This window comes from Methanosarcina sp. WWM596 (assembly GCF_000969965.1).
Classification (GTDB): Archaea; Halobacteriota; Methanosarcinia; order Methanosarcinales; family Methanosarcinaceae; genus Methanosarcina.
In genome coordinates this window covers 3430931-3454932 of sequence record NZ_CP009503.1, presented here as the reverse complement: position 1 = coordinate 3454932, position 24002 = coordinate 3430931, and the positions used below count along the sequence as shown (strand labels likewise).

Here is a 24002-nt window from a genome sequence, read left to right as displayed (position 1 = left end):
TACGTTACTTGGATATTTGCATAATGCAAGTATTCATCTGTAATCCTGTTTGTCGAAGATTATAAGAAAATTTCTGATAGCCTGTCCACAAAGCATTTTGTGATAAGAATCGCTTCATGATGTTGATAACACTATTTCTATCTCTATCAATAACGTTTCCACAATCACATTTCATAATTATTTCCCAAAGAGGCATGTCGTGTCTTTTCTTCAGTTGGATTGATCTTGATCTTCTTCGTCAGATGCATATTTGCCCTGGTTCTCAACATATTGCTTCAGTATATCTAAGGTTACTTGCCCTGTCGATGCGATAAAATACGATCTTGACAGAACGCATCTTTCCATAACATAGTTTTTACTTCAGGGAAGTTTTTATGAATCTCCCTTAAAGTTATTGTCTTGATGGTGTTGATATATTTTGGAATATCAAGCGAAGGTTTTGCTGAAAATAAAAAATGAAAGTGTTCTTTATCACACCCGATATTCAGCACTTCAATATCGAATGTTTCACTTATGTTATGGATTTTAGTTTTAAGAAAATCGACAACAAAAGAGTTCGTTAGAACTTTTCTCCTATATTTCACACACTGAACGAAATGATAATGAAGTGAATACACAGAATGGCTTTTAAGATCCAGTTTACACTAAATAGATATAACCATATCAATGTAACTATAAGCATAAAGAATTATGCTACTGTTGTTTTGTAGAAGTTGACGGCTTTCATCCTCCACCTGCCAGCCTTCGGCTGTCTAAGAAGGGGACTTCTCACCTTAGAGTTAAATTATGCTCATTTTAAGAAATCTGCCAGCGCCACTCTCTCGATTACGAGTTCAGGGATATGTTCTTCTCCTGAAGCTGCTATTTCTGCATCTGTAATTCTGAAGAGAGAAAAAATTCCTTCCCTTTTGGAATCGGAATAAGCCAGCAGTTCAGAACAGGATTTTTCTTCGATTAACTTCCGAAGTTCGGAGAAAACAAGAAGCACATTATCCATTTTTCCAAGCAGCACGAAAACCGCATTATTTTCTCCTTCATGTAGCCCTATAGAAAAACTCCTTTCAATCTGCCGCTCTCCAGATGCATAACGCATGATCTCGATGCCCGGATCTTTTGCCACATTCCTGCCTGTCGCGACAGCCCTGAGAGCTTTCCCCACTGCAAAATGAAGATGCCTTTCGCCCGCTATCAGGTTAGCATTCAGGCCCTGAACGGTTACCTCGTTTTCGGAAGCGATTGTGTTTATTATTTTTAGAAACCCGGGAAGGTCCGGAATTCTCACCGCTCCACAAATAACCTGGATTTCCCTTTGCATTTCCATACTCCTGCCATATCCCGGGCTTTACAATAAGGATTTCGGTTGGAAAAATGTGTGAGGAAATGAACAGGCACTCTGAAACCTTATATAAAAGTTTTAATTCTTCGAGGATATATACATAATTAGGAATAAAATTAAGGAAGTAGGCAAGTATATATTGTAACTATTCAGCCACTGATAAAAAAGTATGTTTACTCAGCAAAAAAAAGTATGTTTACTCAGCAAAAAAAAGTATGTTTACTCAGCAAAAAAAAGTATGTTTACTCAGCAAAAAAAAGTATGTTTACTCAGCAAAATGCTGTAATTCTCAGGATAATAGCGGCGCTCCATTGAGCGCCGCTAGAATAGCATCCATTAATGGTGCTTTTTATCTTAACTCTCAGCCAAGTGTTTTAACCCCTTTTTGTCACTAATAAAGAACGCAGTAATTGCCCCTGTCAAAAATACAGCCAAAAAGCAGTATTTTTTTACAGAAAGCATCGTATATCGGTGTAAATTCTCCATATTGCACGTTTTTTTGGTTAATTTAAATACATCCTCAATGAGAGATCTAATCGGTCTAAGTCCTCCGCAATTTTCCATCAAAGATTTAAATTTTGCTACAAGTCTTTTATATATTTTCTTTTCTTCTTCCGTATTTTTCTTCGAATCAAATATGTTCAGAGGATAGCTTAACATATCGAAAATTCAGAGGATAGCTTAACATATCGAAAATTCAGAGGATAGCTTAACATATCGAAAATTCAGAGGATAGCTTAACATATCGAAAATTCAGAGGATAGCTTAGCATATCGAAAATTCAGAGGATAGCTTAGCATATCGAAAATTCAGAGGATAGCTTAGCATATCGAAAAGTTTGTTATAATTGCAATTTATTCTTGGAAAAATAATCGGAACTATTTTGTATTTTGCTATTCCTATTACATAATTTTCATGTGAAAAATAACCTTTATCGAAATAAAGTACATCTCCTGGTTTTATTTTCGTTCTTCTCTTTAGCTCTTGTAGAATCTGGGGATAAACCATTTATTCACTAACATTTGCTTCATTAACGATGAAAGCTAAAGGTTTTAAGCTTGGATATTCCATGGCAAGACTCAGTTTCATCCCTATGAAATAACCTCGATGTGTAGAGTGTCCCCACTTAAATTCTCGATCTTCTAATATTGTAGAATTATATTTGAAAGGATACACTCCCACTGAGATCCAGAGATCAACAAGGCATTCATTGCAAAGCATAGAGTGTTATATCAAAGATTTTTCCCGTGTCTCTATTCTTACTCAGAGAGAGGAATCACTGGACAATATCCGATTAATCATCGGCATTTCAGAACGTTTGGTAAAAGAGTACCAGGAACTTTTCATAAAATACGAGGTTTGGCTATATAGGTGATCCTGATGTAGTTAAATTATTCGTTAAAAAAATTGTTGAGTTGAATAATCAGTACTATCTACGAGATGAGTTTGTTCGTCCGGGTCAAACGAGGTGGCTTGCTTTATTGAAAAGCAATAACTAGAGAAATGAAGGGTCATATGAACATATCTGAGCGTGAGTGCATATGATTATATCTTGGATAGAGTGAGCAATAGGTGCGAGATGCTATCTCTGGCTCAACTCATCCAAGAAAAAAGTGCACTGAGTTGAAACTGAAAAGCTTTCCGCTCAATTTGAAGAGGATACAAAATAATGCACAGTAAATATTGCCCCTGCCAATTATGGAAAGAGCCGATATTCACTGCACCCTAAGGCTCAAGAGTTGAAAAATGAAATTATTCTCTGCTGCTTCTTTTTCTATTTATGTCCCGCACTCCCATCCGTTCATGTAGCATTCCTGCTTGGAAGTAAGTTCGTCGGTGCTTATGCCCATTGATTCAAGCTTCAGTTTTGCCACGTAGGTATCAAGTTCCCTTGGGACCCCGTGGACTCCGTTCAAAAGAGTATTTTCGGCAATGTAACGTACACAGAGAGCCTGGTTTGCAAAACTCATATCCATGACCTCAGCAGGGTGCCCGTCCCCGGCAGCGAGGTTTACAAGCCTGCCTTCGGCTATGACATTAATGCGCCTGTTCCCTAGATCATATTCTTTGATATTGTTCCTGACAGTCCTGACGGATTTTGCAAGGGAGGTGAGAGCTTCCATATCGATTTCCACATTGAAATGTCCAGAGTTTGCAAGGATTGCCCCGTCCTGCATGACCTTAAAGTGGTCAGCTGTAAGGATATCACAGTTTCCTGTGGTCGTTACAAAGATCTCTCCTATTTTTGCAGCATCTGCCATTCTCATGACCCTGTACCCGTCCATTCTGGCTTCAAGGGCTCTGATGGGGTCTATTTCAGTGACGATTACATTCGCTCCCAGTCCTGCAGCCCGCATTGAAACCCCGCGTCCACACCAGCCGTAGCCTGCGACAACAACGTTTTTGCCTGCTACAAGGAGGTTTGTGGTCCGGTTTATCCCGTCCCAAGCTGACTGGCCCGTCCCGTAGCGGTTGTCAAAGAGATACTTGGTCATTGCATCGTTTACCGCTATTACCGGCATCTTAAGGGCTCCGTCCTTTTCCATGGCATGAAGCCTGTGGACTCCTGTAGTGGTTTCCTCGCAGCCTCCGAGAATCTTCGGGAGCATACCTGGCCTTTCTTTGTGGAGTTTGAATATAAGGTCTGCCCCGTCATCGATTGTGATGTCGGGCTCAATGTCAAGGACTTTATCTATTGCTTCGTAATACTCGCTCGTACAGCACCCGTATCTTGCAAAACAGCTTATATTTTTCCGGGTATCGAGAGCTAGTGCCACATCGTCCTGTGTGCTCAGGGGGTTGCAACCTGAAATTGCAACCTGTGCACCACCTGCAGCCAGTGTTTCTACAAGGACTGCGGTTTTTGCTTCAACGTGAAGAGCCATTCCTACTTTAAGCCCTTTCAGGGGTTTTTCTTCCTCAAATTTCTCCCTGATGATTGCAATTACAGGCATGTGGCTTCTTGCCCATTCCATTTTCATGTTTCCGGATTCTACAAGTTCTTTTTCGGTCATGATGATCCCGTCATATCAAATAAATGATTGAATAATCAGATAAACGATTGAATTAAATGACTAATGTGGTTGAATAATCAGATAAACGATTGAATTAAATGACTAATGCGGTTGAATAATTAGATGAACGATTGAATTAAGTGACTAATAAAGCTGGTACTTTGATTTCTCTAAACTTTTCAATGATTATTCTCAAACTGAAACTCTGGTTGCCGGCAGATTAAGGCGGACCAGTGGTTAAGTTCGGCTTTCAGGTATTTATTGTTCCTGTATGATTAATGTATCATGCGTTATGCGTCATCCCCTGGAACTTTTCAGGCGTTTGTCCTTGCTACAAGCTCTTCTGCGGCTCTCCTGGCTTCTTCCACCACTTTCTCCTCGTCCAGTACAAGTACCCTGTAATTGTCCATAAGGACTTTTCCGTCCACGATTGTTGTCCTGACATCGCTTCCTTTTGCAGAATATACCAGATGGGACGGGACATCGAAGCAGGGGGTGAGGTGCGGCTTTTTCATATCCACTATAATTACATCCGCATTCTTTCCTACCTTCAACGTTCCGGTTTCCGTGCCAAGGGCTTTTGCCCCGTTAACAGTTGCCATCTCAAGTACCTGGCGAGCCGGAAGAGCAGTCGGGTTGCCTGTGCTCACTTTATGCAGAAGGGCAGCAGTCTTCATTTCTTCAAACAGGTCAAGGTTATTGTTTGAGGCGCAGCCGTCAGTACCAAGGGTGACATTCATTCCCTTTTCCAGCATCTTGTATACCGGAGCAATTCCGGATGCCAGTTTCATATTACTTATGGGGTTGTGGGATACATTTACTCCCCTTTTCCTTAAAATCTCTATATCCCCATCCGAAAGCCAGACACAATGGGCAGCAAGTACATCAGGGCCGAAGAAACCCAGGTCTTCGAGCAGGTGCACAGAGCACTTTCCGTACCTTTCTTTCATTGCATTCAGTTCAGCTTCGGTTTCCAGGACATGGATATGGATGCCTGCTCCATCCCTGCGGGCTTCTTCTTTAACTTTTGCAAGAAACTCTTCTGAGCATGTATTCGGGGCATGGGGTCCGTACATGGTTTTTATCCTGCCGCCTGCCGCTCCCTGCCAGGCCTGGACAAAGCGCTTTCCTTCCTTAAGGTCAGCTTCTCCTTTTTCTTTGTTCCAGAGCTCTATCAGGCCGTGGGAAAGTGAAGCTCGAAGTCCCGATGCTTCAACAGCCTTTGCAGTTTCGTCCATATAAAAATACATGTCTGCAAAGGCTGTTGTTCCGGATTTGATCATTTCCAGGCATGCAAGCAGACTACCCCTGTAAACATCTTCTGCCTTCAGCTGGGCTTCGGCAGGCCAGATGTGTTTCTCAAGCCACTCCGCAAGTTGGAGGTCGTCGGCATAACCCCGGAAAAGGGTCATTGCTGCATGGGTGTGCGTGTTTGCAAGCCCTGGCATTACAACCGAACCCTTTGCATCGATCACGGTATCGGCATTTTCTTTGGTTTTTTCCCCGATTTCAGTGATCTTTCCGTCTTCAATAACAACAGTCCCGTTTTTAAGGTCCCCCACATCAGGGTCCATCGTTAAAACATAAGCATTTTTTATTATTATGTCAGCCATATGATCATATCCGTCAGGTTTGAACTGCAACTTTATTGGACTTCAACTTTATTGGACTTCAACTTTATTGGACTTCAACTTTATTGGACTTCAACTTTATTGGACTTCAACTTTATTGGACTTCAACTTTATTGAACTGCAACTCGTTAGATAATGGACTCAAGTTTAAGATGTTATCCTAAAAAAAGTTGTCCTGAGAATTCTCCTTAATTCTCCTGTATTTTTCATAAAATACAAGTCATTATACAGTGCGAATCTTTATAAATTGTTTATGGCTAGTAAGGCCTGGAGTTTTCAGGTTTCAGGTTTCAGGGTCTCGGAAGAAAAATCGGCTTTTGGAGCGTGATCAGGAACGTAAAGATTTTGCTGCTCCAAATACTCAGCCGGGATTTTTCTGCTCCAACTCCTTAAAATTAGCTATCTTGTGGTTTTTTTACTTGCAGGGAATTTATTTGCCGGCTCCGGTTTCCAGGTTCAGGGCTTCAAGGTAGAGGCTCATTATCTTCAGCCTTTCTTCTGCAATCCTCTTTGCTGTAGCGGTATTCAGCTTTCCGGGGATAGTGAAAGGCTTGTAGTGCATGTATTCGTTAAAGCCTTCAACCGGGTCCTGCACATAGACAGTCTTTTTTGAACTTCCTTTATCTATTCCTGTTAAGTGCTTCAGCATCCGGAGAGCTCCCATTGAAAGGATAGACCTGAAAATTCCAATTGCTCCCAGGGCATCAAGCCGATCGGCATCCTGAAGAATCCTGGCTTCTATTGTTTCCGGGATTTTCCCCCCGCTAAACCTGTGAGTCAGGATGCAATATGTCACAGCTTCAACAGTCTTTTTTTCGACGCCTGCCCTTCCCAGGAATTCAGAAGCTATCTCCGCACTGTAGAGGGCATGGTCTCCCCCCTCTTCATGTTCTTTGATAACCCCAACGTCATGCAGAAGAGCCGCGAGCTGAAGAGTGACAAGGTCTCCTCCTTCTTCTTTCTGGATCTCCTTGCAGAGGGCTTCTACACGGGTTATGTGGGACATATCATGGGAACTGGGCTCCCCTTCATGAAAAGTAGCCGCAAATTCCCTCGTTTTTTCTATAATATCCATGTAAGTGTCCTGCTTTCGGGTGGGTATTTTATTTTCAGTATTTTGTTTTCAATGTTCTTTTTCAGTATTCTATCTCTGCGACCAGGGTCTTGAGGTGTTCCTGAATTTCGGAAATCGCTTCGGAGAGGGTTTTTTTGTTTTCATAAGTGGTTATCAGCTCCACAAGTGCTTCTTTTCTCTCCTTTTTCATTTCCTGTGAGAGCTTGGCCATATTTTCAAGAGCCCTTGTAAGGTTATCCACAATTGATATTGTGGCGGTCTTGGAGGTCCGTGAAAGGGGGTTCAGGTCAATTGTTATGACAGTTTTTCCCATTTTGACAAGTTTCTCACAGCGGTCTCCATCTTCCAGGGGAACAAGCACAACATCTGCAATGTAGATTCCCTTACTGTCAACAAGCCTCCTGTCGTGGGAGAGTTCAAGGCTTGCATCCGGATTTTTTCCAAGCACCTCTGAAGCTCCACTGGCCTTCAGATGTTCTATTATGAGGTGTACCCGGGTATCGGTCCTGTGGAAAAGGTTTACTTCAATCTTAGCTCCGGTAATGTCTGCCAGGGAAACGACTTTTTCAGGAGCCAAAGCTGCAACATTCCCATTTACGGAAATAACAGGGTTTTTTGCCAGAAGCAGTGCAGCAACTGCCGCCCTTTCTGCATACAGAGCAGCTTCCGTACTGCGCTCGCCTATAAGGTAGTCAAAGCTTTCGCCTCTTCCCTGGGCAATAAGCCCCTGAATACTTGTAATTCCCATCTTTACCCCGGCTGCAACCTTTTCACGGGCGAGCAGGGATTCATACCTTGGGTGATCTGGGGGTATATCGGTCATATCTGTCGCTTACCTTTTTAATCTGATAATTGTTATCTGATAATTGTTATCTGATGCTTTTTATCTGATTCCATTACTTGAACTTGCTAGTTCCATTAATATTCAAAACATAAAAAGCTCCACCTGAAGCTCAATCATAAAGTAATTTCGGTATACAGGTACTCATGCCATATTCCATAACCTGCCCGAATTCCTGGAGGGCTTCATAGAGCTGGAATTCCTGGGTATAGGGGGCGATTGCAAAAACCGTATCTCCAAGCATTGCCTGGGAAGCCATTCCTCCGCTCGCATGTGCAACCTCAATTACATCCTTTGCCGTACTGCTCATGAGGCCGGTATTGTTGGCAAAGTCTTTTGCCTGCTGCATAAAGTTTTCGAGAGTTGGCTTTTTAAGCAGTTCAGACATTGCGATTTTTCCAGCAGCATTAATCCTTCCTGCTGCAACCTCGTCTGTCAGGACAGAGTCTGTAGAAATCTCCCCTAATGCAATGCAGAACACTCTTGCTTCAGGAGCTGGAATTCTGTCTATGCTTCCGAATTCAGGTCCTCCGGGCTTCAGCCTGATTACCACTCCACCGTTGGACTGAGCAGCAATGTCCCCAAGTCCGCTGCAGTTAACGACTTCAGCTACATGAGCGTATTCAGTCAGGTGTTTTGCGGTCTTATTTAAGGAAAGCGCCCTGTTCAGAGCATAAGCTGCCCCGAGTGCTCCTGCTCCCGAGGCTCCAAACCCGCACCCAATCGGAATTTCTGCCCAGCTCTTTACTCTTAAAGGCACATCGGTTAACATATCAATCACTGTACGGGTGGTTCTGCCTTCAACTCTCTTTCCATTGAGGAAGATCTCGGTCTTTTCCACGGATTTTCCAACCATTACCTCGGTTGTAACTCCTCCATTCAGAACAATTCCACAGCCGGTAGATCCCTTGCGGTGAGGGTCATTATGCTCATGAATCTGAAAAAAACCTGTTATATGCCCTGGAGCATATGCTTTTGCTAAAAAGTCTGCCCCTTCACTCTCGTATGTATACATATAAAACGCCCTTTTTGTTGTTAAAACTATTTTTTAGAGTTCATTTTCATTTTGTAGAAATTCCGTTTATGGAAATTTCTGTTTTGTATAAATTGTGCAGGACAATTTGCAGAATCAGCTGATATAGCAGATCAGGTACTGTACCGTCTCCGGTTAGTTGGTCTTAATTTTCCAAAATCGATCAGGTTTGTCAAAAAACCTGTCATGAGTTTAAAATCCCGGCTACCTCCTCAAGAATACAAGCTGCAAGTTTGCGCTTGTTTCCGGTGACGTGCCTGGGTTCACCTTTCCCAAGCAGGTAAAGTTCATTTTCTTCAGTACCCATTCCACCTTTTCCAACGTCGTTTGCTGCAATCATATCGAGTTTTGTTCCTTCAAGAGTTGCAGTTGCCCTTTTAAGGAGTTCTTCTCTCCCGACTCCTGTTTCGGCTTTAAAACCTATGATCACGAGTTCAGGGTATTTTTCCCTGCATTCCCTTATTAGTTTTCGAGTGGTTTTCAGCTTGAGCGCAAACTCTCCTCCCGATTTGATCTTCTCCGGAGAAGGCTCAACTGTATAATCTGCAATTGCTGCAGAACTTATTAGGACGTCATATCCAGTATCCAGTTCCGAGAGCACGGCTTCGGTCATTTCCGCGGCACTTTCGGCAAAGACCTCCCTGATCCCTACAAGCCTGAGCCTGTCCCTGTGCACAAGGGTTACATCAGCTCCGCTGCGGTAAGCTTCAAGGGCAAGTTCTCTGCCGGTCTTTCCGGAAGCCCGGTTAGTGAGAATACGTATAGGGTCAAGGCTTTCAGCAGTGGAACCACCTGTAATAAGCACTTTCCGGTTTTCCAGGCTTCGGTTTCCAAGAGCCCTTTCAACCTCAAGCACTATTTCTTCGTTTGAGGCAATTTTTGCAATGCCTTCTTCGAACTTGGGGCCCACCATGGAGATCCCCCAGCCTTTCAATTTTGCTACATTTTCAACCACAGCCGGGTGCCTGTACATGGACTCATGCATTGCAGGGACAACCATGACAGGGATTCCGGAGCCAAGCGCTGTTGTTGCAAAAGAGGTAACTGTAGTATCGTCGATTCCACAGGCGATCTTTCCTATGGTATTTGCTGTTGCCGGCGCTATCAGGAGGAGGTCTGCTCTGCCCTTAAACCCGCAAAATTCCACGTGCTCCACCCTGCCTCCAAGTTCCGTAATCACAGGGTTTCCGGTAGCATAGTGCAGGGCGTCAGGGTGCAAGATGTGCTGTGCAGCCCCGGTCATGACTGCGTGGACTTCTGCCCCGTTCCGGATCAGTTCCCTTGCAAGTTCAACTACCCTGACCGCTCCTATACTCCCGGTAACACCGAGGGCAATGGTTTTTCCGGCAAGGGAAGAACTCTTCTGTCCCTGGATCCAGAGGGTAGGGTGGATTTTATCAGGCATGTACCGGCCAGGATTTTGCCTGTCCATCCAATCCTTTGATTTTACTCCATCCGGTTCATTTTGACCTGAATTTTCAGGTTCAAGTCCGGGAACATCTGGATTTTTCTGGCCAGGATTCATTTGATCCTCCGCTTTTGAGACTCTTTCAATGGTTTTTATCATTCAGGCACCGAAATAATCGATAAGAATTAAGTATGGAAATGAGCTCACTTTTTTTAAAAAAATCCTGAAATCACAGTGACATTAAATATGATATTCTTAAAACTTTCGAAATATAAGGACCGATTATGTAATTCGCATAATTAATAAGGTATTGCTACTATTATACAGTCCAGTTGCTTTTGGGAGTTTCTTGGAGTGTATGAGATATTATGAGAAAGGGCAGGAAGGCAGATGACCGATAAAATAGCTGCAAAAAGAGAAGTTACCGTAGATGGAAAAAAAGGTTTGGGCACCATTCTAGGAAAAATCTCCGGAAAAAACCGGCTGGAACTTGAGGTTGACAGGCTTAACTCCAGGATAGTTGAACTCGAACTTGACCTTCGGGGTGCAAAAAACCAGCTTAAAAAGAAAGAAGCCCTTGCAAGGCAGGCAGTTGCGGACAGGCAGGAAGCCGAATCCCGTTTAAACCAGGAGCTGGTCCGGACCCATACCCTTTCCCACGAACTTGAAACGATAAGAAATGAGTCCCAGGGCAAGCTGGAGTTTCGCGGAATTGAAACCCTGAGCCAGTCGGCTGTTAAGGCTTACCTTTCCAAACTCAAGTCCTTTCACTCTCCTGCAAATGACCTTTTAACCGTTTATCTGCCCCCCGGAACTCGCCTTTCAGCCATTCTTCCCGAAAAAACCCCTGGCATGATCGAAGAGGAGACCCGCTCCCTTCTTGATAGGCTTGACCCTGAAACTGGCATGGTCTTTTTCTACGACCTGCACCGCATGATTTCCGAAGCCATAGTCCCCCCAGTTCCTGTTTCCCTCCCCACCTGGCATCTTAAAGACAGCTTTGAAACCGCCTCCCTTGAGGAAAGCCTGAACACCGACTATCGCATGCTCGTCCTTGTCCTGCATGCAGGTGAGTCTTTCATAGGCTTTGCCCCTGATGCCCGGGTCTTCGATACGGAAGAACTTATCAAGAGCAGCGTCAAGGAAAAACACAGCAAAGGAGGTTTTTCCCAGCGCCGTTTCGAACGCCTCAGGGAAGAGGATATTGCCCACCATATGGATAAAGTCTTTGAAACCCTGAGAAAAGTCCTTGAAGAAAATCCCGGAATAGACTGTGTTATCATGAGCGGAGATTCCCAGCTTATAAGAGAAGCCCAGAAGCGCCTCCCTCTGAACCTTGAGGTTATCGAAAAGCCGGCTGATCTTAAGATGGAAAAGATAAGCGGGGAAGAAATCCTGAGAACGGTTTTGAGCTGCAGAAGATATTTGCTCTGAAGAATCAGAAGTTTCAAGAGTAGCCGTTAAGTACCTTAAGAAGCTCCGGCATCAGCCTACTCATATGTCGAATATTATTGGACGTCTGAAAGTGTTAGCTATAAAATGGACTCCACGCTTCCTATGGGGTGATCACTTCCGATATATTTTGCTAAGTGTGAATGGAATGGGGCAGGTTCAAGTATCAGGTTTTCTAATGATCAATCGTCCCCCTACAAATTATACTATGGATCGATTGATAATAGATACTTAGCGTTAACTTATACTTTACCGACTAGTCCCGGACCAATGACTTCTATTGCGACACAATTTAATAGCGGTAAAAGTTGGGCAAGTGATGGACGTCCTGGATACTATGATGAGCAGAATGTTATTACTCATGAATTTGGCCACTGGATGAAGTTGGGTGATTTATCTCCTTCTTTTAGTTCTTGCAGTTGACTTTCTTGCAGTTGTTTTTTTGTTGTCGGCAGAGTCTGTGACCTGCTTCTCGACGTCGTTTTCTTCAGGGTTGATCCCCCCAAGAGTTCCTGCCAATGTTTCAAGTGCATTCACTCTTTTTCTCTGAGCTTTCACCGCACGACCGACTTCAGCGTAACCGGTAAATTGTTTTGGTTTTCTTTTTCCCTTCGGCAATTCCGATAGCTCCATCACAAAACCAGGTGGATTTCTCCGCATTGGATCTGATGATGAACCACCTGCGAGCGGTATGTATGGCCATGGATCATCCGGAATAGGAATTGGGTTTATGGGTGTAGGTTCATCCGGCTCTTTACGGCCAGCTATATATGAAGTTTACAATGCTGTCACAAAAAAATAAAGACTCAGGAGTTTATCAACAAATGATTATGGGATTGATTGACAGAAATTAAGATTAGCGAAGAGACAATTTTTGCGTAAGCTATATGAGCTTTCAGTGCAGGGAAGGTAGCAATGGCAAGAGATAGAAGAGATTATTATTATCACCAGGCAAAAGAGGATGGGTACCGGTCCAGGGCTTCCTTCAAGCTTAAACAGATCAATGATAAACATAAAATAATCAATCGTGGAGACTCGGTTGTTGATTTGGGTGCAGCTCCGGGCGGGTGGCTCCAGGTTGCAAAAGAGCTGTCCGGAGGGAAGGTTCTGGGCGTGGACCTGCAGAGGATCACTCCGATTGAAGGAGTCGAGACCATTGTGGGCGACATAAACGCAGACACGACAATACAGAAGATTATCAAGATTGTAGGGGCTAAAGGAGCTGATGTGGTGATCTGTGATGCAGCCCCCAACCTGTCAGGAAACTGGTCTTACGACCATGCGCGGTCAATCGAACTTACGACCTCAGCTCTTGAGTGCGCAAAAAAGATTCTCAAACCAAAAGGTAACTTTGTGGTCAAGGTCTTTCAGGGCGACATGTTCAACGATTACCTGGACAAAGTCAGGGACAATTTTGTCCGAGTCAAGGCTTATTCCCCGCAAGCTTCAAGGTCGCAAAGTGCGGAAATCTACGTAATCGGGAAAAAATTCCTTACGGCCCCTTTCAGGAGAGGAGACAAATTCGTTGTGGATATAGAGAAGCTCGGTTCAGGTGGAGACGGAGCTGTCCTCATTGAAGGGTTTGTTGTCTTCGTAAAGGAAGTTGAAGTCGGAGAAAAAGTCTGCATTAAAATAACGGATGTCAAACCTAACTTTGCTTTTGCCGATGTTGAAGAAAGGCTTGAAAAGTCTGAGAATCCTGAAAACTCCGGGAATACTGAGAATCCTGAAAACTCCGGGAATACTGAGAAAACCGAATAAATCCTTAGAATCATGATGATACTGAATAAGTTCTTAATAAGTGTCAGGAATATGTCTCATGAGAAAAGTATATATCTGCAAGGGAAAATCTATATGTCAGTGGAAAAAGTCTAAGTTTTTTTAAACACGGTGATCCGGTTGATTGATCTTCATACTCACACAATTTTCAGCGACGGGGAGTTGCTCCCCAGCGAACTTGTCAGGCGGGCTGTTATTCACGGCTACGAGGCTATTGCAATTACCGACCATGCAGACTATACAAACCTCGAACAGCTTCTTGATGCTGCAAAGAAAGCAAAGTACCTGGAAAATGAATGGGATATCCGTGTCCTGTCCGGAGTCGAGCTGACGCATGTCCCTCCAAGGAAGATTGCTCCCATGGCAAAAAAAGCAAAAGAACTGGGCGCAGAAATCGTAGTCGTGCATGGGGAAACAATTGCCGAACCGGTTGCCTCCGGGACAAATGCAGCTTCAGTTGCCTGTGAGTATGTGGATATCCTGGCTCACCCCGGCCTGATCTCTGAAGATGACGTCCGGACTGCGGCAGAGAATAATGTATTTCTTGAGATCACTGCAAGGAACGGGCACAACAGGACTAACGGTCACGTTGCAAGGCTTGCTCTCGAAATCGGGGCAACGCTTGTGTTGAACACCGATACCCATGCCCCCGAGAACCTGATCACCGATGAAACCGCCCTGAAAATTGCAATGGGAGCCGGGCTTACCGAGTCCAGGGCAAAAGAAATGTTTAAAGCGTCAAAAAAGAAGGTAGCAGAGATTGTTTAATTGCTAACGCTTATATCACTTCCTTGTTACTTTAACTATACAATATTCTTCAGCGCCTTCTGGAAGATTATTCATCCCTGGCCAATGGCGAACGGTAGCTGTTTCAAGATAATTTTCGAACTCTTCTTGAGCACTTTCGTTTGCCAGCACAGCGATTATTTTAAACTCCTCACCCACACTTTCTTCAGTACCTATAGTGACGGGAACTGTAAAATCTGATATGTCCTTTTGAATACGAACTTCCTTCATTGGGTGATAATTATACGCTTCGTAAGGAAAAACCACTATCTTCCTTCTTGTTTTTTCAGCTACTTCCTGATTATTCCAGCTTATTTCCCATCCATTTTCCAGCCTATTTTACTCAATCTCACCATCTCGCTGGAAACAACCCCTGAAGAAGCAGTCGATACCACAAAGATAAGAATTGTAATCGTAAGCATGCAGGAGAGGTCGTATTTCAGTTCCGTGATGTGACTTCTGTTATGATGTGACTTCTGTTATTATCTCAACTGAAATTTCGGGAAATGAGTGCTGGTAGTTATCAATGAAGGCAAAAAGTTGAAAATTGTAGGGTATTTCAAGAACACATGTTTGAGTAACCAGGAAGGTTTTCAGAAAAAACGATAGTATGAACAATTATGATTATGAGATAGCATGAACAAGTATGATAATTGAAAGGGCATATGTGAAAAGTGAGATTTCGGCCAAATGTCCAATTGTAAATAATATCATTTTTTCTTTTTGCTATAATAGAAAATAAAGATAATTACAATTAAGAAAATTATGAATGTTGCAATAATTAATTCTTCAGGTATCATTTGGATAGCATGACTTGTACTAGAACCATAACTTGAAAAACCATTGTTCATGCTCTTAATCTGTTAATAAATATTAAATGCTTTTCTAGATTTGTATATTTCTAAAATTTTAAGAGATTTTCAGAATAACTGACCTGAATGTCATGGATGCTATTCTAGCAGCGCTCAATGGAACGCCGCTATTATCATGAGAATTGCAGCATTTTGCTGAAAAAAATACTTTTTTTATCAGTGGCTGAATAATTACCTTATTCGTTATCTTTTCAGCTACTTCCTGATTATTCCAGCTTATATCCCATCCATTTTCCAGCCTATTTTACTCAATCTCACACCAGCCCACTGAAAACAACCCTTGAAGCAGCAGCTGAGACCGCAAAGATCAGTACTGTAATCGGAAGCATACAGGCGAGGTCGTATTTCAGCTGTGCCCTATCCCCTCCATATTCTATGGCTCCTGCAAAGCGCGTGAGGATGGCACTGATAAGGACAACGTAAACCCCTATTGCAAGCAGAAACTGGTCCGGAGGAATGGACTGGGAAAAACTTTCGGGACTGATTTCTACAGGCATTCCGGAAAGGTCTGCGGGTACCCTGCTTACCCTTTCAGCTACCTGGTTCAGGATTTTTGTAATAACTTCTGAGAGGGCAAGGGTGATTCCTGCGATAAGAGGGGCAAAGATTGCAGCAGTAGAACGCATTGTTGAAGTAACGTCGTAGAGGGAACTCTTTATGCGCTCTTCGACTGCACTGAGCTCTTTTAAGTGGTCTGCAAGCTTGATTATCGAAGCTCCTGCAGCTTCGTGGTTTTTATGGACGCTTTCCGTAAAGAGGAGCATTGTGTTTCGGATTCTTTCCGAATACACATGCCTGAAAGCCCCGAATTCTTCATCAAAAATCGCATCTTTGAGGTTCGTCCTCATGCTGACCAGGTTCATGGAAATTTCCTCAAAGGCTTCCCCGATTTTTGAGCCATCCATTGTTCTGGCTGTGTGGGCAAAGGCTTCTTCCGGGGCTTTTCCTTCCGAAATCCTTCTACCGAGCACAAAAAGAGAATCTGCAAATTCCTGCTCCATCTGCTTTATCCTGTCTCTTATTTTCTTATACGGGATGGATGAGAAATACAGGTAGATTGAGAGCCCTGCAGTGCTTCCCACAACTAAAGGAAGAGCAGGGAGGAGATAGCCCCCAAGAGGAGTTGTAGACACTATTCCTCCCGGATTTCCGGCCACGAGCAGAAGATATCCCAGAGGAGCTGTCAGGACGCAGACCAGGGCTCCGGAGAGTATGGCAAACCGCTTTTTTTGTATGATGCCCGAAAGGTCGGGATGGGAATCCGGGATCTGTCTGGGAATAAAGGCAACAGGCCTCTGCATCAGGATATATTCTGAGTAGACTGCTGCAAGAACAGGAAATACAAAATCGTAAAGGAGGACAAGGTCCGTAATCTCGGGTTTCATCCCTACAACCGTGACCGCAGGCAGGAGAGCTACCAGAGCAAGCGGGATCAGGATGAATATTGAATAGAGCACGTAACTCGGGGTCTTCAGCTTTGCCGCAAAAGCCTCCATCAGAGTTTCAGTGCCTTCAAGGCTGATGTCGAGCGCGCGGTTCAGAGTAATTACCCTCTGGGCTTCATCGGGCTCGGCAGTTGAGCTTTTGATCAGGTGCAGGGAACGTTTGAAATATTCGCTGTTCCTGCCCCACAGGTCGGCAAAAGAAAGGAGAGCATCGTCCATGCTGCTGTAGAACCTCAAATTCAGGTCCCAGGTCAGTTTTTTTAAGTCCGTGGCAAGCGGCCTCTCTGAGTTTCGGGCTGCAAAAAGTACGGCATGTTCAAGATTCGGAACCAGCTTCATTGACATAATGATATAGCTCAGGATTTCCGGAATATCTCCAAGGGAGGAAATTTTCATAAAACCTGCCTTTATTTTCACATACTCGCTCAGGTAGCAGAGGACTATCAGCGGAATTATGAAGGTCAGGGTTCCTATAATGAAAAGAGTCCTGGGCTCAAAACTTCTGGAAAAAAGAAGAAAAAGGTCTATTACGAGCAGTAAAATTAAGGTTGCAAACGTCCCCACGTAAGAAAATAACACCGTCTCGAAGGCTTCGAGGTCAAAACCGGTAAACCGAAGTGCGTCTCTGTACTCAGGACTCACACTTTTTTCACATTTCCGGCTGAAGGCAGGGTCAGGGACAGCCCATCCCCACTGATTTGCTGTGGTCTTGCAGGCTCTTACGTACCAGCTGCTTTCTTCCATGCTCCTGACCCCTCAGGCAGTTATTTTTATTTCTGGCAGCTGTATTTCTTCTGCGAGTCGTTTTTCTTCTGCGAGTCGTTTTTCTTCTGCGAGTCGTTTTTCTTCTGCGAGTCGTTTTTCTTCTGCGAGTCGTTTTCCTGTTCTCTGTTTTCCTGTTTCGGTCCGTACCCAGGAAAAACTTTCAAACCAGGTTTCCCATTGCCTGTAAAGCTCTTCAAAATCGGCTCCTGAGATAGATTCGGGACCAGTTTCAAAGCCAGCTCTGTTACCTGCCTTGATGGAATCCAAAAGCAGCCAGAACATATTGTTTGCCTCGCTTACGGCTTCAGCTTCGAGCAGGAACGGCCTGCGATCCCCTTCAGCTGCAATCCTTTCTTTTATCCTTGTCCTGAGTTCGATATTTTTCAGGGCACCGTCGATGGAAATTCCCCATTTCCGGGCAATCTTTCCTATAAGTTCGGACTGCCCCTGTTCGAGCACCTCTCCTGCAAGCAGGCAGTCCCGAGAGGCATCATAATGCATGATATCGGTAAAGATCTCGGAAGGTTCGGGGTCTTCTATCGATGTACCGGTTACCTCTGCAATCCTGCTCACCCGCTTTAACTTTTTCATGCTCCCTCCGGGCCTGATGCCTGAGCATATTATCACTGCGTCGGTCGCTTTGAAAGAAGCAGGAGGGACTCCAAGGGTGTGTACGACCCTTTCGTATACATTTTCAACGGATGAGCCGTGGATGGTCCCTATAACGGAGTTTCCGGCATTCCCTACCTGCATGGCTTCGTAGAGTACTTTCACCTCTGGCCCCCTTACCTCTCCCAGCACCAGAGAAGAACTTCCAAGCCGAAGAGCAGCCCGAAGTGCGGTTTCAGGGCTCATTTCCGCTCCGGACTTCAGAACCGAAGAGTGGGAACTCATCCCCTGCACTTTCCAGCCCAGGTCCTGGAGCTGTTCTGTCGGGAGCTCGTGGGTGTCTTCGATTGTCAGGATCCTATATTTCTGCGGGATTTCAAGTAGCATTGCCGTCATAAGAGATGTCTTCCCGGCTCCCACCTCTCCCGCAACAAGGACCGAAGCCTGCCCGTCCATGAGGAAACTCAAAAACCCTGCTGCAAAAGGAGAAATAGAGCCTGTATTGATTAGTTTCGGCAGGGTCCAGGGTGTCAGGGAGTGTTTTCGGAAAGCGTATGCAAGCCCGTTTGCACTTAGTGGATCTCCTATTACGGATACCCTCACCCCGAAAGCTTCAAGGTTGAGTTCAAGCACGGGAACAGCTTCTCCAAATGGTCTGCCGCTAATGGTCCTGAACCTTGAGACCAGGGCGTCAAGGTCGTCCTGCGAAAGAAAGACGTTGCTTGTACATTCCTCCCCTTCCATCACAACGTGCACGGGGTTTGTATCCGCAGGGGCATTAATGTACACATCCGTTATCCTCGCATCGGAAAGGAGGTCTTCTACGATCCCGAGCCCGTTCGTATACCTTGCAAGGAGGTCGGCATAGCTTTCAAGCTCACCCGGGCTGCAGGCTTTCCCGCTTTCGAGAAGTTCTTCCCCCAGCAGGCCTTTTGCTATGCGTTTGAAGTACTCCCTGGCTCCTTTCGGGTCTGCAAAGGCGAGGTCCTTTGGTCTGTGCCGGATCATTTTTCTCCTTATTTTCTCAAGGAGCCTGAGTTCCTCCTGCCTGAGATTATACTCGGGAGGCCGGATCATGTAAAGTCTTTCCGGCCTGTCTGTGTAGCGGTAAATGGTGACCTCAAGGTTTCTTCCTTCTCTGCCGTTTATGTCATAGCATTCGAGAAATTCAGTATTTTCAGGAGCTTCTGTGTAAATTCGCGAACTGGAAAAAGACGGCCTGACATGAGATTTGATCCTGCTTTCGTAATCGAAAAAATAATCATCTGGCTTTTTGTTCTCCTTTATTTCTTTTTCTTGTCTCTGATTCTCCTTTCTTTCGTTTTTCTGTCTATTATTCTCCTGTTTTTTTCCAGCCCCGGAAAGTGAGAGCGAAACATTTCTGGATAAAGAAGCAGGAGTTATTTCTCCCGGAGTATATTTTATAAGGGTCTTGATTTTCTTTCCTGATTTTCTACCAATTGTTGTCCTTACCTTTTTCTCTGATTTTCCTTCGAAACTTTTTCCGTTTTCCTTTCTACTTTCTAACCAGCCCGCTGCCGGACAGTAACCCGATATTCTGGTAACCGGGATTTCAGAAAAACAGGATATTTGTTCTTCAATTTCATTCAGGATGCTGTAGAAACACTCCGAACACTCAAGACAAATTGAAGTTGTTTCCGGAACTCTGCCAGCCTTTTTTTTGTGGATAAGCTCTCCTAGCTCCAGCCGGGCTTTTAAGGGATCGGTTCCCACGGTTTCGGAAAGAGAAGCAATTATCTCTTTTCGCTCAAGGCTGCACACCTTTTTTTCGGGACGGGCACATGCTTCAGGCACAACTTCAATGCTCCTGTAAGCAGCAACGGTTCCTTTGAAACCTGCCAAATCGTAAAGCAAGGAGAGGGATTTTCCTTCGTAATCCCGTTCATAGAGCCTTGAGAGTACAAGACAATCGGCATGAACCTCCCTCCGGAGGATGCCGAAGATATTTTCCCTGCACCGCGGATCATTAAGGGAAGACCCGGCTTCGCATTCCTTGCAGTTGATTACAATTGTTTTTCGGTTTTTCGTCTGCTTTATCCTGTGCGGACAGGTTTCCTCTTTCTCTTTATTTTTACCATGAAGCAGGCTCTGATTAAGGCTGTTAACAGCATCCTGCAGGCTGCTGGCAGCATCCTGAAGTTTTAGCATTATGTCCAGAATTTGAACCCCCATTTCTCCGGATTACTTTGGAATTTATCTTCTAATGTATTAAACTTTATCTATCAAAGGACCTTGGCGTCTTTTTAGAGTGAAGTTCACTAATTTCTACAAAAACACTTCCAGTTAAACACACACCCATGCTTTATTATTCACGTGCAAAAGACGCGAGTATACAATAAATGGACATTCAACTTCTCTACCTGCTTGAGAAATACTTCCCTTACCCGGGAAGCCTGATTTTTATCTACAATTAATAGAACGCCTCCGCCAGTTTGTCTGGGAACACCGTCCAAAAAGAGCTATAAATATATAAAAAGAGATAAAAAAATAATTTAAAATGTTCACAGGTGGGACTGTAAAAATGATATTAGAAACAAAATTTCAAGGAAATTGTACCAATAAATCCAGTTCTCATGGCTGACCGGCAACTGATTCAATTTATCCCTGTAGAAAATCCGGGTTATTGAGCTGTTCCCACATGCCCAGGAATTCCACAGTATTTCGGTTTCTGATCCAGTTGCGGATGAGGTCATCGGTATGATCGGGGTTCTTGTACCGGGCGATATCTGTCAGGCAAATGTAGTCCGCATTTTCCTGGGAAACGATGGATATAGCAGTCCCTCGAACTTCAATGCTGGTCCTTTTGGCCTTTTTCATGATATTCCCCTCTTTATGGAGTCTCTTGTTTCTGCAATTTCTGCATGAATCATATCAACAAAAAAATTTACCAGCTCCTGTTAACGTGCCTTGATGGCTGCAAATGAAGAATAGATCCGCTTTTATCATGTTATTCATTTTCTTGTTATAGTAACTACCTAATAATTACAGTCTAAATTAATTAATGTGTTCATTACACTAAGAAGTTACGATTTGCAGATGGTTTTGTTGCTCATTCTAAAGTTTCAGGTGTACTTTTCTTACTCCGGGAAGCCGGATTTTTATCCACAATTAATAGAGCGCCTCCGCCAGCTTGTCTGGCGGCTCGTCAAAAGAAAGAACTAAAAGTGAAAACAAGACTTGAAAACGAGTGCTGTTAATGTTTATTTAATTCTGTTTTGCGCTTATACATACCGATTTTTTATATCACTTTTACTTTCTGGTTTTTATTTTTGGTCTTTTTCCTTTTCTCTTCTTCTTTCTCTTTTTTGTTTGAAAAGCCGCTCTCCTGCGTCGAGCGTGACAAAAACGACGAGAGACAGCGAATGACGTTGTATGGGTCGAGAGATCTATAAATTAGTCTGCTTGAGCGAGCGAAGTTCACTGCTAAAATCCTATGAAGTAGTCCTCTTGAGCGCAGCGAAAAGGACCACGTACTCCCGAGGCGCAATTCGGGCAAGGCGCAATTCGGGCGAGGCGCAATTCGGGCAAGGCGCAATTCGGGTGGGTCAACTAAAGTATCTGTTTTTGGGTCTTAAGTTAGGAGAGGAGAGAATCCAGAAAGCGACATTGACGTCCTGGGTGAGTTTACCGAACGGGAAAGCCTGCTCACCCTGGTAAACATAGAACTGGAGCTTTCTGACTACCTGGGCATAAAAGTCGATTTGCTTACTGAGAAATCGATAAGTACTTACCTGATTGATGAAATTAAAAAAGAATCCAGAGTGATCTCTGAATGAATAGGTTAGGTGTAACTGCTAGAAAATATAAAGGTTGCGCAAATATTATAGCTTTTGAATAGCTTTTGAATAGCTTTTGAATAGCCCCCGATCAGAAATTGAGCACGTAAATTACCTGCTGGCCTATTTTCCCATTTTGTTTCAGGAGTTTTTTGTCAAGCATATCCTGGATGTCACGATTTGCAGTGGGTTGACTGACATCACAGATTTCCTGATACTCATTGCTTGTGATCTTACCATTTTCTTTTAAATATTCAATCGCTTTTATCTGCCGGCTGCTCAATCCTATCTGTCCGAATTTATCTTTCATCGAACGGTCGCTGCTCAGCTTCAGGACCGTTTTTTCGACTCTTGAGATTTCCACGGCAATGCCGAAAAGGAAATATTCGAGCCATTCGGTCAAATCCCTGTCCCCGGCATCCGCACTTGAAAGGGCGGAGTAATAAGAGTGGCGTTCTTTGTTGTAGTGCTCCTCAAGAGCGAAAAACCGTTTGGTGTCAAAGCCTCTCTTTGTCAGGACCAGGGTGGCAAAGGCTCTGGCAGTTCTCCCGTTTCCGTCAACGAAGGGGTGGATTCTGGCAAGTTCATCTTACCTCAGCAGGAGACCCCCTTCCTCAACATTTCCGGCTTGCCGGAAATGGCAGGTGGGGGAGGAATGCGTCATCTGTACCATCTGAACTAATGTTGTACTCCTCGCACTCAGTCTCCTGCATTTTTTCTTAACATTAACACTATCTGAAATTTTGTTTCCGAATATATCTGAGATTGAAAAATACCCGGATGACCGTTTGCCACGAATGAACACGGTCCCGTTTTCCGTTTTTACAATATCAAATTTCCTGAGCCCAAACAGCTTTCCGGTAGGTATTTTCTTCTCTGATCTCTTCCCTCTCCGCTGCTGATAATCTCCCGCAGGAACGTTTCTTTTTAGAAAAACCGAATCTTCTACCTCTACTTTCTGATCGTCCCTGCAACAGATAGCAACAGCATCAAAGTAATGTGTTTTTAACAGCTTCAAGACCTGCTCTCTCCTGTACTTTGTTTCGTACCCGAAAGTCTCTGCAAAACTCCAGCCGGATTTCCGGATTTGGGATTTGAGGATCCCGATTTCAGTTGCATGTTTTGTTTTTGACTTTTTCCCTGAAAGCTTGAATTCTCCATTGTGCAGGGCTTTGTGACAGGTTTCACAAAGCGTAATCAGGTTTTCCGGAGCATCTGATCCCTTCTGTGACCTGAAAACAATGTGATGGCAATGTAGCCGGGAATCCTTTGACTTTCCCCTGCAATGCTGGCAGGTGTAGCCGTCCCGGTCCAGAACGTAAGCTTTGACATTGTAGAAGCCTTTAAGGTCCCCTTCCTGATACCCAACCCCGGAAACCTCCGGATTTGTTATTTTGTGAATATCAAAGGAAGCAAGCTCTACCTTCCACCCGGTTACAGGAAGCAGGGATTCCACAAACCTTTTTTCCCGGAAATGAGACTCAAGTTTGCTTTTGATGGAAGGAGCTAATCTCCCTTCTCTCCTTGAATTTTTCCGGTTATCAAATCTTGCAGGTCTATACCTTGTTTTTCTACCTCTTCTGGTTCTCCGGTACATCTTTCGTTGTTCCATCTTTTTCGAAACGTTTTCTCTCAGGTAGATTTCGGACTGATACAACACTTTTCCGTTAGCAATGGCTGCACAGCCCACTACCTTAGAGCCGGTATCCATCCCTGCAGTTACAGGTTGAGTATACCCACTGCTTCCGAAAAGTAACTTGATGGTGAATGGAGTATTTCGGACCACTTTTGCCTTGCCTGCTTGCAGTAGCTTTCTGGCTTTTGAAGGTTTACAGGGCATTAGTGGTTTTTTGTTTTGATTGATTACGAAAACTAACATATAGTTTTCCTCCGAAGAGTTATGCGTATCTGAATTGTGGACTCCAACTTCGTGAAGTTGGAGTGTTACAGCGTAGCTGGAACCAGTCAATTCCGGAATCCGTCTTCCTCTCGATCTGATATGGAAAGGTTTAACGATGCAAGCACTACCTCTCAGGACTGTTTAACCGGCATCCTTAGAGCCTTAAACTGAGGCGGCATTCAAGGGTAACTATTTCTTTCCTATCGTTTACCGATTTTCCATTGCTCCTTATCGGTGATCTGGTCAACCAGGGCTTGTT

18 protein-coding genes and 5 pseudogenes are annotated in these 24002 nt (G+C 44.1%); 5 read left to right on the top strand and 18 right to left on the bottom strand.

Annotation, left to right across the window (positions count from 1 at the left end; genetic code table 11):
• Positions 1–210: 210 nt before the first annotated feature.
• The 4 genes and pseudogenes from tnpA to MSWHS_RS20690 all read right to left on the bottom strand — a co-directional run.
• Positions 211–617: pseudogene (gene tnpA, locus MSWHS_RS15200) on the bottom strand (IS200/IS605 family transposase).
• 173 nt (positions 618–790) lie between these two features.
• Positions 791–1321, bottom strand: coding sequence for a KEOPS complex subunit Cgi121 (gene cgi121, locus MSWHS_RS15195; RefSeq protein WP_369798529.1), 531 nt, complete (start codon positions 1319–1321; stop codon positions 791–793).
• A 369-nt stretch (positions 1322–1690) separates the two neighbouring features.
• Positions 1691–2002 (bottom strand): annotated as a pseudogene (locus MSWHS_RS18630) (IS5/IS1182 family transposase); the annotation flags it as partial.
• A gap of 153 nt (positions 2003–2155) precedes the next feature.
• Positions 2156–2485 (bottom strand): annotated as a pseudogene (locus MSWHS_RS20690) (transposase); the annotation flags it as partial.
• A 13-nt stretch (positions 2486–2498) separates the two neighbouring features.
• On the opposite strand from MSWHS_RS20690, the gene MSWHS_RS20685 reads away from it, so the two are divergent.
• The gene (locus tag MSWHS_RS20685; RefSeq protein WP_231585471.1) at positions 2499–2711 is read left to right on the top strand and encodes a DUF1670 domain-containing protein; all 213 of its coding nucleotides are present in this window, start codon (positions 2499–2501) and stop codon (positions 2709–2711) included.
• Positions 2712–3114: 403 nt separating this feature from the next.
• On the opposite strand, the gene MSWHS_RS15175 is transcribed toward MSWHS_RS20685, so the two are convergent.
• From MSWHS_RS15175 to coaBC, 6 genes are all read right to left on the bottom strand, one after another.
• Positions 3115–4350: an adenosylhomocysteinase gene (locus tag MSWHS_RS15175; RefSeq protein WP_048128840.1), complete on the bottom strand. Its 1236-nt coding sequence runs from the start codon at positions 4348–4350 to the stop codon at positions 3115–3117.
• 314 nt (positions 4351–4664) lie between these two features.
• Entirely contained in the window at positions 4665–5963 is a 1299-nt protein-coding gene (locus MSWHS_RS15170) for an amidohydrolase family protein (protein WP_048128843.1), read from the bottom strand.
• A 448-nt stretch (positions 5964–6411) separates the two neighbouring features.
• The gene (locus MSWHS_RS15165; protein ID WP_048128845.1) at positions 6412–7056 is read right to left on the bottom strand and encodes an HD domain-containing protein; all 645 of its coding nucleotides are present in this window, start codon (positions 7054–7056) and stop codon (positions 6412–6414) included.
• Between the two features lie 61 nt (positions 7057–7117).
• Positions 7118–7879, bottom strand: a complete 762-nt coding sequence (locus MSWHS_RS15160) for a 4-phosphopantoate--beta-alanine ligase (RefSeq protein ID WP_048128849.1) — start codon at positions 7877–7879, stop codon at positions 7118–7120.
• A gap of 130 nt (positions 7880–8009) precedes the next feature.
• A complete protein-coding gene (locus tag MSWHS_RS15155; RefSeq protein ID WP_048128851.1) occupies positions 8010–8912 on the bottom strand; it encodes a pantoate kinase in 903 nt (300 codons plus the stop codon).
• 202 nt (positions 8913–9114) lie between these two features.
• A complete protein-coding gene (gene coaBC / locus MSWHS_RS15150; protein ID WP_082088246.1) occupies positions 9115–10362 on the bottom strand; it encodes a bifunctional phosphopantothenoylcysteine decarboxylase/phosphopantothenate--cysteine ligase CoaBC in 1248 nt (415 codons plus the stop codon).
• Between the two features lie 366 nt (positions 10363–10728).
• On the opposite strand from coaBC, the gene MSWHS_RS15145 reads away from it, so the two are divergent.
• Positions 10729–11772, top strand: coding sequence for a Vms1/Ankzf1 family peptidyl-tRNA hydrolase (locus tag MSWHS_RS15145; protein ID WP_048128853.1), 1044 nt, complete (start codon positions 10729–10731; stop codon positions 11770–11772).
• A 411-nt stretch (positions 11773–12183) separates the two neighbouring features.
• Here the strand turns inward: MSWHS_RS15145 and MSWHS_RS15140 are convergent, their stop codons facing one another.
• Entirely contained in the window at positions 12184–12408 is a 225-nt protein-coding gene (locus tag MSWHS_RS15140) for a hypothetical protein (protein WP_048159346.1), read from the bottom strand.
• A gap of 297 nt (positions 12409–12705) precedes the next feature.
• Here MSWHS_RS15140 and MSWHS_RS15135 point away from each other — a divergent pair, with 297 nt between their 5' ends.
• The gene (locus tag MSWHS_RS15135; protein WP_048128857.1) at positions 12706–13551 is read left to right on the top strand and encodes a 23S rRNA (uridine(2552)-2'-O)-methyltransferase; all 846 of its coding nucleotides are present in this window, start codon (positions 12706–12708) and stop codon (positions 13549–13551) included.
• A gap of 138 nt (positions 13552–13689) precedes the next feature.
• The gene (locus MSWHS_RS15130) at positions 13690–14337 is read left to right on the top strand and encodes a histidinol phosphate phosphatase domain-containing protein (protein WP_048128858.1); all 648 of its coding nucleotides are present in this window, start codon (positions 13690–13692) and stop codon (positions 14335–14337) included.
• A 15-nt stretch (positions 14338–14352) separates the two neighbouring features.
• On the opposite strand, the gene MSWHS_RS15125 is transcribed toward MSWHS_RS15130, so the two are convergent.
• From MSWHS_RS15125 to MSWHS_RS15110, 4 genes are all read right to left on the bottom strand, one after another.
• Positions 14353–14586, bottom strand: a complete 234-nt coding sequence (locus MSWHS_RS15125; protein WP_197073958.1) for a hypothetical protein — start codon at positions 14584–14586, stop codon at positions 14353–14355.
• 895 nt (positions 14587–15481) lie between these two features.
• Positions 15482–17416, bottom strand: coding sequence for a hypothetical protein (locus MSWHS_RS15120; protein WP_048159344.1), 1935 nt, complete (start codon positions 17414–17416; stop codon positions 15482–15484).
• Positions 17417–17428: 12 nt separating this feature from the next.
• The gene (locus MSWHS_RS15115; RefSeq protein ID WP_231585470.1) at positions 17429–20239 is read right to left on the bottom strand and encodes an ATPase, T2SS/T4P/T4SS family; all 2811 of its coding nucleotides are present in this window, start codon (positions 20237–20239) and stop codon (positions 17429–17431) included.
• 426 nt (positions 20240–20665) lie between these two features.
• Complete coding sequence (locus tag MSWHS_RS15110; RefSeq protein WP_048159342.1) at positions 20666–20884, bottom strand: KilA-N domain-containing protein; 219 nt, start codon at positions 20882–20884, stop codon at positions 20666–20668.
• A gap of 773 nt (positions 20885–21657) precedes the next feature.
• On the opposite strand from MSWHS_RS15110, the pseudogene MSWHS_RS21785 reads away from it, so the two are divergent.
• Positions 21658–21843 (top strand): annotated as a pseudogene (locus MSWHS_RS21785) (nucleotidyltransferase family protein); the annotation flags it as partial.
• Between the two features lie 91 nt (positions 21844–21934).
• Here MSWHS_RS21785 and MSWHS_RS20680 read toward each other — a convergent pair.
• The 3 genes and pseudogenes from MSWHS_RS20680 to iscB all read right to left on the bottom strand — a co-directional run bounded on the left by MSWHS_RS20680 (position 21935) and on the right by iscB (position 23722).
• Entirely contained in the window at positions 21935–22246 is a 312-nt protein-coding gene (locus MSWHS_RS20680; RefSeq protein WP_052722748.1) for a DeoR family transcriptional regulator, read from the bottom strand.
• A 120-nt stretch (positions 22247–22366) separates the two neighbouring features.
• A pseudogene (locus tag MSWHS_RS22455) lies at positions 22367–22420 on the bottom strand (Fic family protein); the annotation flags it as partial.
• Positions 22421–22432: 12 nt separating this feature from the next.
• On the bottom strand, positions 22433–23722 hold the full coding sequence (gene iscB, locus MSWHS_RS15100; protein WP_048128867.1) for an RNA-guided endonuclease IscB: 1290 nt from the start codon (positions 23720–23722) through the stop codon (positions 22433–22435).
• Between the last annotated feature and the right edge of the window lie 280 nt (positions 23723–24002).

Excerpts from the sequence above, each read along its gene's own strand:
- MSWHS_RS15125 (WP_197073958.1), bottom strand. The coding sequence starts at position 14,586 with ATGAAGGAAGTTCGTATTCAAAAGGACATATCAGATTTTACAGTTCCC.
- cgi121 (WP_369798529.1), bottom strand. The coding sequence starts at position 1,321 with ATGGAAATGCAAAGGGAAATCCAGGTTATTTGTGGAGCGGTGAGAATT.
- MSWHS_RS15160 (WP_048128849.1), bottom strand. The coding sequence starts at position 7,879 with ATGACCGATATACCCCCAGATCACCCAAGGTATGAATCCCTGCTCGCC.
- MSWHS_RS15110 (WP_048159342.1), bottom strand. The coding sequence starts at position 20,884 with ATGAAAAAGGCCAAAAGGACCAGCATTGAAGTTCGAGGGACTGCTATA.
- iscB (WP_048128867.1), bottom strand. The coding sequence starts at position 23,722 with ATGTTAGTTTTCGTAATCAATCAAAACAAAAAACCACTAATGCCCTGT.
- MSWHS_RS15115 (WP_231585470.1), bottom strand. The coding sequence starts at position 20,239 with ATGGGGGTTCAAATTCTGGACATAATGCTAAAACTTCAGGATGCTGCC.
- coaBC (WP_082088246.1), bottom strand. The coding sequence starts at position 10,362 with ATGGACAGGCAAAATCCTGGCCGGTACATGCCTGATAAAATCCACCCT.
- MSWHS_RS15175 (WP_048128840.1), bottom strand. The coding sequence starts at position 4,350 with ATGACCGAAAAAGAACTTGTAGAATCCGGAAACATGAAAATGGAATGG.
- MSWHS_RS15170 (WP_048128843.1), bottom strand. The coding sequence starts at position 5,963 with ATGGCTGACATAATAATAAAAAATGCTTATGTTTTAACGATGGACCCT.
- MSWHS_RS15145 (WP_048128853.1), top strand. The coding sequence starts at position 10,729 with ATGACCGATAAAATAGCTGCAAAAAGAGAAGTTACCGTAGATGGAAAA.
- MSWHS_RS15165 (WP_048128845.1), bottom strand. The coding sequence starts at position 7,056 with ATGGATATTATAGAAAAAACGAGGGAATTTGCGGCTACTTTTCATGAA.
- MSWHS_RS15120 (WP_048159344.1), bottom strand. The coding sequence starts at position 17,416 with ATGGAAGAAAGCAGCTGGTACGTAAGAGCCTGCAAGACCACAGCAAAT.
- MSWHS_RS15135 (WP_048128857.1), top strand. The coding sequence starts at position 12,706 with ATGGCAAGAGATAGAAGAGATTATTATTATCACCAGGCAAAAGAGGAT.
- MSWHS_RS15155 (WP_048128851.1), bottom strand. The coding sequence starts at position 8,912 with ATGTATACATACGAGAGTGAAGGGGCAGACTTTTTAGCAAAAGCATAT.